The following is a 12,238-nucleotide window of genomic DNA, read 5'->3' as shown; positions in this document are numbered from 1 at the left end:
TTATAACTATATTTCAAATTCCTCAACTTTGTTTTTATGTCTAAAATCTCCCGAGTTTTAACACTATTTCTGTTAACGATTTCAACGAACTCATGGGCGAAAAAGGAGTCACTTCCAATTGAACTGGTCGCATTACAAGCAGATCTGATCGTGGTGGGGAAAATTGTAGATGTTGGCGAAAAAACTTATTCTTTTAAGATCACAGAATATATTAAAGGTACTTCAGACACAATTATAAACGTGGAGCCATTTCAGGAGTGGATATGTGATAAACGTTATGACACAGTCGAAATTGGTCAAAATCTGATTCTTTTCCTAAGAAAGAACAATAACACCTTTGCATTAATTAATGCAAGCACCGGTGAAATTCCAATTTTAGCGGAAAAAATCACACTAAAAGGTGAGGAATATACTTATGGCGATTATCGCAGCTTTCCCTATACTTTAGCTGCTTCTGAATTTATTTCCGGAATTAAAGAATTTTTAAATTGTTATGAAATGCCTGTTAAATGTTATGATTGTTATCCTGATACCCTTATACAAATTTGTACTGATGAATATCTTTTAAAATTTATCAATTTCCTCACTTTCACAACCTGGATACATAAAAAAGTTATTGATAATTATAAAGTAGTTAAGTCCTGACTAATTATATAATAATTTATATCCCCAAAAAAAATCCTCTTCTAAGCAACGAAATAATTTAATGAATAAATTTTACATCGATAAGAACAAAATGCCACCATTTATCAAAATGGTTACTATACGATCTTCCATAGTATTTACAATTGTAATATTGTTGTTATTTTCAATTATCATCATTCCAATGCAAAATATGGAACCTGATCTTCCATTTTGGACTTTTTTTATTATAGGATTAGTAACAGTGCTCGCTTTTTGTTTAGGCATATACCTCTCAAACAAAAATCTGTATCAGCTAGCTGAAGGGAAATTTAGCATTGAAAACAATATTTTAAAATTTCACTTTGCGAATGAACATGTAACGGAAATAAATTTAAATCAAATTGCCGTTATTAACAAATATTATCATGGAACTATGATCGTAAAGGGAAATAACTGGACTATTTTTTTTTACCTGTGGCCAAAACGAAGTAGTCGGTTTGGAGTTGGTGGTCCCGATACCATATTCATACCCTCCATTACATCAAACTATATGGAACTTGTATTAGAAATTAAAAAAGGTGCCAAAAATGCTATGAAATTATAGGCATATTTTAAATTAATTTGTAATATTGTTAATTAAACCACCCTTTGGTAAATAAAACTATTTAAATAACACACCTAAACCCTCCTGACATGACAATAACTACCAAAACCCTAATGGCTATAATGTTCATTACATTTTGCCAACTCACCTTTGCCCAAACAAATGAGGAAAAGGCCTATGAAAAAGGGATGAAAGCCATAGAACTTATGGATAATGGGAAGATCGAAGCAAGTATAGAATTACTAGAGGAAGCACAAAAATTGGATCCTGACAGATTTGATTATCCTTATGAATTAGCATATGCACACTATTTGAAGAAAGATTATAAAGGCGCTATAAAAATTCTGGAAAAGGTAGAAAAACACAAAGATGTTACTGCTCAACTTTTCCAATTGTTGGGCAATAGTTACGACATGATCGGAAAACCGGAAGATGCGATCGAAATGTATGAAAAAGGTGTAAAGAAATTTCCGAATGCAGGGAATTTGTATTTAGAATTAGGGATCATGCAAATGGGGAAAGAGGAATACAATAAAGCATTAGATTATTATGAAAAAGGCATTGAAGTTGATCCTCAATTTCCCTCTAATTATTATTGGGCTGCTAGGATATATTGCAACTCCTCAGAAGAGGTTTGGGGTATGATCTACGGTGAAATATTCATGAATCTGGAACGCAACAGCAAAAGAACGGTGGAAATAAGTAAATTACTTTATGATACTTACAACAGCCAAATTCAGTTTACAAACGACACTACTTTTTCCATTAGTTTCAGTCAGAATGCCACAATAAACATCAGCGACCTTTCTGACCCTACAAAGTTTAAAATGCCTTATGGTATTGGAGTTTACGAACCTACTTTAATGCTGTCGCTTCTAGCTGTAAGAGCAACCGACATCAATTCATTAGACACCATAAGAAGTATTTTTGTAGATAGTTATTTTACCAATAAACACGACGAAAGTTATCCGAATGTGTTGTTCAGTTATCAAAAACAAATTAAAGAAGCCGGACATATGGAATCGTATAACCATTGGATATTAATGCAGGGAGATTTGAAAGGATTTGATAAATGGTATGATACTCATAAAACTGCTTACGATGACTTTACAAAGTGGTTTTCTGAAAATGGACTCATAATTGATGAAGAAAACAAATTTTCCAGTTCGCAATATTAATTATATGAAAAGTCATATAAATATATTTTAATAAAAGGTAATATTGCAACAATTAAAATATAAAGCTTTATTTTAAAAATTGGCGTTACCGAAAAGCCTTACGAGTAGGAATAACATTTAAACAAACAAGATGAAAAGATCATTACTCATTGCTCTATCTATTTCAACCGTATCAGTTTTTGCACAACCCGTGATTATTAACGGCGATAATATACCCGATCCCGGATATTCTGCACCAGTTTCACTGGGCACTCCCTCTGCCGGAGTTGGAAGCGGTGGTGCTGATCAAATATGGGACTTCAGCACAGTGAGTTTTACACCTGTAGGAGTAATTGATGTAATTGACCCTGCAACCTCCCCTATTGGTGCATCGTTTCCAACATCAAATTATGCTTATGCATTTGCAGGAAATTATAGTTTTTTCAAATTTTCCGCGGATAAAATGGAAGTTCTTGCTTATGTTATCACAACACCGGGAATTGGAAATGATTATACCCCTAATCCGAGGACAAATTTGATATTTCCTTTTAATTATCTTGACTCTGCAACCGACACCTGGCAAAAAACCGGTGAGAGCCCTAACAGTGTGGAGATCACTTACGATGGATATGGAACACTTATAACGCCAACAAAAACATATACTGATGTAGTAAGAGTTAAGGAAGATTATGGCGGAGGTGGAATCGACTACCAATGGTATATTTTAAATCCATTGATGAGCATTTTTATTTATGATCATAACGATAATTTATTGTATAATTTAGATGCGGAACAAATTACATCAGGTCTTGATAATGTAAATACTAGATCATCCGTTAATATTTTCCCAAATCCTGCCAATAATAAATTTAACATTCAACTGACAGATCTAATTATAGAAAACAAATTAACCTTGGATCTTTTGAATATTTACGGTCAACTTGTTACACAATATGAAATCACAGGTCAAAATTCCTCCTTTGATATTCAAAACTTACCGGCTTCGGTTTACCTATTTCAATTGCGAAACGAAAATGGAATTTTAAATACGGGTAAATTGGTGGTAGAATAGTATCTGTAACCAATAGTAATTCCCTTTAATTTATATGTTATGCGCAAAATAATAACATTATCAGTAGCATTTTTAATTATCCTGACTTCCTTTGCACAATCCTCCGCGCCAAAGGAAAAAAAACCATTTATTTTGGGGGTGATAGAGGAGCTGGATTCAAAAATACTTTCTGAAAAACGTATTTTAAACATTTATTTGCCCGAAGGATATGATGCTGCTGATACAATAAAATATCCTGTGATTTATTTGCTGGATGGTTCCGCCGATGAAGATTTTATACATGTTGTTGGTATAGTGCAGTTTAATACTTTTCCGTGGATAGATCAAATACCTCCATCCATCGTTGTGGGTATAGCCACGGTTGACCGAAGAAGAGATTTTACATATCCAACCACTATCGAAGAAGACAAAAAAACATATCCCACCACAGGTCATTCGGAAAATTTTATTTCATTCCTGGAAAAAGAATTGATACCTTATATCGGAAAGGAATATAAAACCGATTCTTCGAGAACTATAATTGGTCAGTCGTTAGGAGGACTACTTGCAACCGAAATTCTTTTAAAAAAACCAACCCTATTTAATAAATATATCATTGTAAGCCCAAGTTTATGGTGGGATGATGCCTCTCTGTTAAAGTTGGAATCTGATCTGATGAAAAAAGAATTTACACAAAAAACCGACATCTATATCGGTGTAGGAAAGGAAGGATTAGGTCCTAGTGCAATTCCGCATGTAATGGAAGTGGATGCTAATTTACTCGCAGAAAAAATTGCTTCATCAGAAAGCTCAAGGGTTTTTGTCCATTTTGACTATCTTCCTGATGAAGATCATGCAACAATTGCGCATCAGGCTATATTTAATGCGTTTAGATTAATTTATTAAAAGAGGTTAAAGAGAAATAAGAACGATTTTATTATTATACATTATTTTACAAGGATGTAAATTCGAATAAAAGATTTTACTTTTGAAAAATCTAACTCCTAAATCCAACACCCATGTCCACTCAAACCACACTAAATTATCCTCCCTCCCCTGCCAATGTTGATCCAACAATACTTTACGTTTCCAAGGATTACAAAAAAGAAGTAACCAAAGTTACATTCGCAATTGTTGCATTTATTTTAACCTACCTCCTATTAATTGGAGTAGTTGCCGGAATTTCTGCACTGAGTTTTTATTTAGGGATCATGGTGATGACAGCCGGAATCCATTTTATAACTATAATTGGAGGATTGGGATTGATGGTATTATCGGCAATGCTAATATACTTTATTTTCAAATTCATGTTCACCACGAATAAGGTTGACAGAAGTAATTTGATCCAAATTACAGAAGAAGAGGAGCCCGTTTTATTTGAATTTATTCGCAGGATATCGGAGGAAACAAAAGCACCTTTTCCCAAAAAGGTTTATCTCGCATCGGATGTTAATGCAGCGGTGTTTTATAATTCCGGTTTGTGGAGCATGTTTTTTCCTGTCCGCAAAAATTTATTGATAGGATTAGGATTGGTGAACAGTTTAAATACCAGCGAATTAAAAGCTGTATTGGCACATGAGTTCGGACATTTTTCGCAACATAGTATGAAACTTGGATCTTATGTATACAATGTAAATAAGATCATTTACAATATGCTTTATGAAAATGAAGGATATAGTTCCACAATAACAGCCTGGGCACAAATTCACGGCATATTTGCCTTGCTTGCCAGCCTTACGGTATATATAGTTCAGGGAATTCAATTTGTGCAAAAACAAATGTATAAGTTGGTTAATAAGGCACATTTGAGTTTATCCCGTCAAATGGAATTTCATGCTGATACTGTGGCTGCATCTGCCAGCGGAACCAATAATATAACAAATTCCCTATACAAGATCGATATGGTGCAATCTTGTTTTCAAAAATTAATGGATTTTTATAACTCTGTTTTAAGCGATAATAAAAAACCGGAGAATGTATATCCACAATTGGCAGAAGTGGTAAAATACACAAGTATACAAATGGGTGTGGAATTAAAAAATGGTTATCCTGTTGTGGATGCCAACACCTTTAGCCGATTCAACACCTCACGCATTGTGATCAAGGACCAATGGGCATCACATCCCGATAATCAGGACAGGGAAAAATATTTACAAAAATTTAACCTGAGTGCAGAAATTGATAATTCTCCCGCCTGGGACCTGTTTCAAAATGCAGAACAATGGCAAAAACAAGCAACTGACATCATTTATGCAAATGCAACATTTAAATCAACACCGGAGTTGTTTAATGTTAAACAATTTAATTCCATGTATGAGGATAAACTTAAAGAGAATTATTTCGACAAGGCATATAGTGGATATTATGATGGACGCGACATTAAAACATTTGAACTGGAAGAATTAAAAAACACTACAAATGATCCGAAGGATTTATCATTTGAAAAAGTCTATTCCGATGCTGTTTTACAGATACCCTATAAAATAAAAGGAATTATTTCAGATCTACATATTTTATCACAATTAGAAATACCCGGACATCCAATAAAAACATTTGAATTTGACGGTACTAAATATACAAAATTCGACATTCCAAATTTGCGAAAATTTTTACAGGAGGAGATGGAAGTAATAAATGGGGAATTATTGGAAGAAGATAAAAAGATATTTCGGTTTTTCTATCATAAGGCTTCAGAAATAAACAAAGAAAATCTCATTAAAGCCTATGAACGCATGTTTCAAACGGATAAAAAAATGTTGGAGTATGCCGAAATTTTCAAACAATTGGACGAGGCTTTACATCCCATTTATACCCAAAATTTATCACGAGCTGCAGCAGTAACAGCCACTTCTACGCTCAAGGTCAAAGAGATCCCTTTGAAAAAAATATTGACCGAAATACTTCATGAGGAAAGTATGCAAACCTTTATCACAAATGAACAACGAATCCAAATGAATGATTTCCTGCATACACCTTTAGAATATATAACTGAATTGGGTTATCATGAAACCAACCTCGACAAACTGCGCAATATATTTATGGAAACACAACAACTTTTAGGAAGAAAAGCTTTCAGGGATGAAAATGAAATGTTGTTATTGCAATTGGAGATTTGTGGGAATTGATTTCGGTTTATAAAATATTAAATGAAGAAAATATCCTTACCACTAATAATTTTAATTATTCTAATTATCGCAATAATTGGCGAAGTATTACTTTATTATAATGTTCATGATCTTGATTCACTACAAAGAATTATAAGTGCTTTTGGTCGCCTCGCAGCTTTAATTATTTTATTAAAGGAAGGAAGTTTAATAAAATCCAAAATGTTCATCACATTAATGGTTTTATTGATCATAATATCAGTAGCAGGCTTTTTAATAAAGATCCTTCACTGGGCTGGAGCTGATCTGATGATAATGATCGGCTTATCCGGTATCTCACTCGTTTATATAATTCATTTTCTACTCAAAAAAGCAAAGAAATTAACTGACTATTTAAAAGTAATATGGCTCCTCTCCTTTTCCATGGGTGCTTTATTTATGATATTACACTGGCAATATGGGTATTTACTTATTCAGATTCAGTCAGTGCTATTCTTAGTTCTTTTTGCAATTTTCACAGCGCGGACTATTAAAATTGATCGAGTTAACTCACACAATTAAGTCCAAATGCATTATTATTCGGTTAAGGCTTATAAAATCGAAGGTGCACAATCTCATAAAATATATTCAAAATTAATAACAACATCATCAGAGGCAATCATTTACAACTGAAATTTGATTTTCCCCTGAGCATTTTTTATATGTCGTGCCTACAGCACTAGGCATCTCTTTTGATTTCGGTGTTACCGATATACCGTGCCTACAGCACTATGCTACTCTTTGGAATACGGTATTACAGATATGCCATGCCAACTATACTATGCTTTGGTATTGGATTTAGTGTGCCAATATAGCATCTGCTGCGGATGACAGTACCTTCGTTCTAATTTATGCCTTGCGATTTGTTTTTTAAACCTTTGTTGTTATGGCGGGGCATTATTTTCTGATAAAATGCAATCCTACTAATTGTTGATCATAATATAAACTAGTCCCGTTAGGGACGAAATATCGGTAACAAGTGAAAAGAAAGACTATCCTAATCCCGTAGGGATGACATATTAAAAAAGCTCCATGGCGTAGATAAACTTGTGATGTTTGATCAGTCGATTTACAACTCAAATAAACAGGGCTCAAATACTTTCCTCCGGGCCTAACAAAAAAGACCGGAAAAACTTCCGGCCTTCAGGGTGAATGATGGGGCTCGAACCCACGACCCTCGGAACCACAAACCGATGCTCTAACCAACTGAGCTACAATCACCATTTATTGGTGGGCAAAGGTAATCCAAAAAAGTGGATTCAGAAAATGAAAAAAGGGAATTCCAATTTTAAAATTTTAAAGGAATTCCCATTTCCCAAGACTTTCAGGTCAGAAAAAGATATGTAACCAAACGGTTACTTAACCTTCCGCATACCATTTTGTAACCTGCGCCCAATCGATAACGTTCCAGAAATCGGTGATATAATCGGCGCGTTTGTTTTGGTGTTTGAGATAATAAGCATGTTCCCAAACATCAATTCCCATGATAGGTTTAGCCTTTTGAGGCATGATGTCCATTACGGGATTGTCCTGATTTGGAGTGGTCATTATACTGAGGGCGTTTTCCTTATCCTTAACAAGCCAGGCCCATCCCGAGCCAAAAACACCCGTTGCGGATTTTGCGAATTCAACTTTGAAGTTATCCATACTGCCCCATTTTGTATTAATAGCTGTTAATAAAGCCTCTCCGGCCGTAGAACTCTTTGCTGAAGGGGACATCAATTGCCAAAAAAAGCTATGGTTAAAATGCCCGCCGCCGTGATTTCTGATTGCCATACGAACAGATTCGGGCGTGCCATTAATGTTTGTAATAAGCTCCATGAGCGATTTGTGCTGAAGTTCAGGAGTTTTTTCCACTGCTTCATTCAACTTTGTAATATAAGCCTGATGGTGTTTGCTGTGATGGATTGTCATTGTAGTTGCATCGATAAAAGGCTCCAGAGCATTGTATTCGTAACCCAGTGCAGGTAGTTCGAATGCACCGTGAACAGGTTCAATTTCCAGCAGATTGATCTTATTAGCGGCTGCCAGATCTTCCATTTTCAAAGAATTAAAAACTCCTAACCCCAATGCTGCCACTGCGCTTTTCTTAATAAAAGCCCGGCGCGAATTTGTATTTGAATTTTTCATATTATAAAACGGTTTAATTTTTATTGTAAACTATAAAATTAAACAAATTTCGTGCAATTAATTGTAAAAATTTCGCAAAGGGATTATTTACCTTTACAACCACAGTAATGAGCGATAACAAGGATACAACACAATTGCAGGTTGAGGGAATGACCTGTTCAAATTGTGCACTGGGAATAAGCAGATACCTCGAACAGAGAGGTCTTAAAAAAGTAAATGTTAATTTTGCTACCGGAGAGGTGTATTTTGATCTCAATGGCGAAAAGAATCTGGAAAGTGTGGTGCAGGGAATTAATAAATTGGGATATAAAGTAATAACAGAATCTGCAAAAACAGAAAAAAAGAATTTACTGAGTTCAACCGAACGCAAGTTTTTTATATCGCTCATTTTCACACTACCACTTTTATTATCGATGGTTCCTGCTTTTCATATATTGCATGATCCTCTTATTCAACTAATACTTTGTACGCCTGTTTATATTATTGGTGCCTTACATTTTGGCAGAAGTGCGATCAGTTCTCTGAAAACGGGAGTGCCAAACATGGATGTTTTAATTATCACCGGAAGCACCGCAGCATTTATTTACAGTTTATATGGATATATACGTGGGCTTGGCATGGAATATATGTTTTTTGAAACTGCTGCTAGTATCATCACCCTTGTTTTACTCGGTAACTTATTAGAGCAACGCAGTGTAAAACAAACTACCACAGCTATTCGTGAATTAAAACAATTGCAACCTGAATTTGCAAAAAAGGTAATGTTTGATCTGCTGAGTGGAATTGATCAGGTGGAAGAAATTCCGGTGCATCAGTTACAAAAAAATGATATGGTATTGGTAAATACCGGAGATAAAATTCCGGCTGATGGAATAATAATTTCAGGGGAAAGTATAGTGGATGAATCGATGTTGACCGGAGAAAGTATTCCACTTAAAAAAGGAAAAAATGATGCTGTAACAGGTGGAACAATAAATTTGGATGGCAATTTGAAAATAAAAGTGACAGCAACATCTGAAAATTCGGCTTTAGCAGCGATAATTGAATTGGTAAAGAAAGCACAAACCGACAAACCTACTATTCAAAAAACTGCCGATAAAATAAGCAGCATTTTCGTTCCTGTTGTAATTAGTATTTCTTTGATCACATTTTTTGTTGCAGCATTTGTTTTTAATGTATCGCTGGAAAGATCGCTGATGCAAAGCATTGCAGTTTTAGTAATTGCTTGTCCATGTGCTATGGGACTTGCCACTCCAACTGCCATCATGGTTGGATTAGGGCGATCGGCAAAAAACGGAATTTTAATTAAAGGTGCGAACACAATAGAAACCTTTGCCAAAACTGCAGTGGTTGTTTTTGATAAGACCGGAACACTCACAACAGGAAATTTCACGGTATCGGGATTTAAAATTTATGAGGGAGAAGAAAAAGAAATCACATCAATAATTCACGCACTGGAAAGCAGATCATCTCATCCCATTGCCAGGTCATTAGCTGCTTATTACAAATCCGATAATGATCTTTTATTCACAAAAACGGAGGAAGTAAAAGGTGCAGGAATGTTGGCTTATGATCCACAGAATAATTCTTATGGAGTAGGTTCTGCTTCATTATTTAAAGATCTGCAATTACAAGGACATGATATTTACGTTGTGAAGAACAATAAATTATTAGCGGGTTTAAATATTAGTGATGAATTAAAAGCAGATGCAGCTGAAACAATAAATTATTTTAAATCGAAAAAAATTAAAACCATTTTATTAAGTGGTGATTCCGAAATTAAATGCAGAGAAATTGCTGCAGCGATAGGTATAGATGAATATTACAGCAAACAAACTCCTGCAGAAAAACTGATCAAAATAAAAACACTTACCATGTCGGGAATTACAACCATGGTTGGCGACGGTATCAATGATTCCCCATCTCTGGAAATGGCACACATCGGAATATCCATGAGCAATGCCACTCAAATAGCCATAAATTCTGCACAGATCATTTTATTGAACGGAAATTTAAAACATCTTACAACTGCGCATCAACTTAGCATACTTACATTAAAAACAATAAAACAAAATTTATTCTGGGCATTTTTTTATAATGTGATCGCCATTCCCGTTGCCGCGGTTGGATTATTAAGTCCGATAATTGCAGCACTTTCTATGGCATTTTCCGATGTATTTGTAATTGGTAATTCCATACTCCTGAAAACAAAAAAAACAAGTTGAGTGGGTGGCATAAACACAAGATCGCTAAGCCCAACCACAGCCATGCAATTTTTTCAGATCGCAAGGTATGGCGCACTGGTATTGACTTCTATATTACTTACAAAAAGCAGTTTAACGCAGGATGATATTGGTCATTATGAAACCTTTATTCTAATGTCGGGAACACTTAGTTTTTTTTGGGTGAATGGCATACTGCAGAATTTTTTATCGCAATTTCATAAAACCGAGGATAAAAAATCCCTTATTACTAACACAGCAATTATACTACTTGGCTTTTCATTATTGATGATCATAATTTTAGTATTTGTTAAACAACCAATACTTAATTTATTCAAATTCGATATCAGCGGAAATCTTTTTATTCTATTTTTATTATATTTTCTGTTTAATAATCTAACTTTTCTAACCGATTACCTTTTTCTAGCCAAAGAGAATAGTAAGGCACTAATATATCTCGGAACATACCATCTGCTGTTTCAAACTGCATTATTGGCACTACCTGCATTCTTTTATGGAAGTTACGATATGGTGATCAATGGATTGATCATTTTTATCGCTATTAAATTTCTAATAACACTTATATTACTATTTAAAAACGGTTCCTTCCAAATTGATACAAAATTGATGCGGAGCTTTTTGATCTTGGCATCTCCTCTAATGCTCACATTTTTTTTAGGTGGCATGGCAATTTATGCGGATGGCATTATTGTAAATAATTTTTACGACAAGGCCACTTTTGCTATGTTTCAATATGGTGCGCGGGAGTTTCCCCTTTCGTTGTTATTAGCAAATGCATTCAGTGCAGCAATGGCACTCCAGGTTTCTAAAGACACGCAAAATATGGAGATGGTGAGATCGGGATCACTCAAGCTGATCAAACAACTGTTTCCTGTTTGTATTATTTTACTCATCGTGAGTCAATGGTTGTATCCAATCATATTTAATCCAAATTTTAAGGAGAGTTATGTTTATTTCAATATCTATCTTCTGCTTTTAATTCCGCGAATGGTGTTTCCACATTCCATTTTATTGGGTTTGGGAAAAACCAAAGAGATACTGAGAGCCTCCCTTATAGAATTTATTTTAAATATTTCGATAAGTTTAAGTTTAATGCATTTTATCGGTTTACAAGGTATTGCATATGGAACTGTGATCGCCTTTGTTGTAAATAAACTAATATTGGCACAAAGCCTTAATAAGAACGGGGTGAGATTAAAACAATATATTCCGATAACTCAGTTATCGGTTTATAGTATTATTTTAGTCACTGTTTTTATTGTTTTTACTTATATTATAAAATAAAA

The 12,238-nt window shown here is 34.5% G+C and carries 10 protein-coding genes and 1 tRNA gene; 9 read left to right on the top strand and 2 right to left on the bottom strand.

The genetic code is table 11. The features are described from left to right. The first annotated feature begins 36 nt into the window (after positions 1 to 36). The 7 genes from IPI31_12145 to IPI31_12115 all read left to right on the top strand — a co-directional run bounded on the left by IPI31_12145 (position 37) and on the right by IPI31_12115 (position 7,101). On the top strand, positions 37 to 645 hold the full coding sequence (locus tag IPI31_12145; GenBank protein MBK7568564.1) for a hypothetical protein: 609 nt from the start codon (positions 37 to 39) through the stop codon (positions 643 to 645). A gap of 61 nt (positions 646 to 706) precedes the next feature. Then, complete coding sequence (locus IPI31_12140) at positions 707 to 1,228, top strand: hypothetical protein (protein ID MBK7568563.1); 522 nt, start codon at positions 707 to 709, stop codon at positions 1,226 to 1,228. Positions 1,229 to 1,317: 89 nt separating this feature from the next. Continuing rightward, complete coding sequence (locus IPI31_12135) at positions 1,318 to 2,406, top strand: tetratricopeptide repeat protein (GenBank protein ID MBK7568562.1); 1,089 nt, start codon at positions 1,318 to 1,320, stop codon at positions 2,404 to 2,406. Positions 2,407 to 2,536: 130 nt separating this feature from the next. Beyond that, positions 2,537 to 3,457, top strand: coding sequence for a T9SS type A sorting domain-containing protein (locus IPI31_12130; GenBank protein ID MBK7568561.1), 921 nt, complete (start codon positions 2,537 to 2,539; stop codon positions 3,455 to 3,457). Between the two features lie 39 nt (positions 3,458 to 3,496). Beyond that, complete coding sequence (locus IPI31_12125) at positions 3,497 to 4,342, top strand: alpha/beta hydrolase (protein ID MBK7568560.1); 846 nt, start codon at positions 3,497 to 3,499, stop codon at positions 4,340 to 4,342. 113 nt (positions 4,343 to 4,455) lie between these two features. Next, positions 4,456 to 6,561: a M48 family metalloprotease gene (locus IPI31_12120; GenBank protein ID MBK7568559.1), complete on the top strand. Its 2,106-nt coding sequence runs from the start codon at positions 4,456 to 4,458 to the stop codon at positions 6,559 to 6,561. A 21-nt stretch (positions 6,562 to 6,582) separates the two neighbouring features. Further along, positions 6,583 to 7,101, top strand: a complete 519-nt coding sequence (locus IPI31_12115; protein ID MBK7568558.1) for a hypothetical protein — start codon at positions 6,583 to 6,585, stop codon at positions 7,099 to 7,101. Between the two features lie 624 nt (positions 7,102 to 7,725). Here IPI31_12115 and IPI31_12110 read toward each other — a convergent pair. Together IPI31_12110 and IPI31_12105 are read right to left on the bottom strand one after the other, a co-directional pair. Next, positions 7,726 to 7,801, bottom strand: a tRNA-His gene (locus IPI31_12110). A gap of 137 nt (positions 7,802 to 7,938) precedes the next feature. Continuing rightward, positions 7,939 to 8,709 carry a superoxide dismutase gene (locus IPI31_12105; GenBank protein MBK7568557.1) on the bottom strand — a complete coding sequence of 257 codons (771 nt, stop codon included), beginning with the start codon at positions 8,707 to 8,709 and terminating at the stop codon, positions 7,939 to 7,941. Positions 8,710 to 8,816: 107 nt separating this feature from the next. Between IPI31_12105 and cadA the strand changes: the two genes are divergently transcribed. Together cadA and IPI31_12095 are read left to right on the top strand one after the other, a co-directional pair. After that, a complete protein-coding gene (cadA, locus tag IPI31_12100; GenBank protein MBK7568556.1) occupies positions 8,817 to 10,934 on the top strand; it encodes a cadmium-translocating P-type ATPase in 2,118 nt (705 codons plus the stop codon). Beyond that, the gene (locus IPI31_12095) at positions 10,935 to 12,236 is read left to right on the top strand and encodes a polysaccharide biosynthesis C-terminal domain-containing protein (GenBank protein MBK7568555.1); all 1,302 of its coding nucleotides are present in this window, start codon (positions 10,935 to 10,937) and stop codon (positions 12,234 to 12,236) included. Positions 12,237 to 12,238 lie beyond the last annotated feature (2 nt).

The organism is Bacteroidota bacterium (assembly GCA_016706865.1).
Lineage (GTDB): Bacteria > Bacteroidota > Bacteroidia > Chitinophagales > BACL12 > UBA7236.
This window is presented reverse-complemented; position numbering and strand designations above follow the sequence as displayed.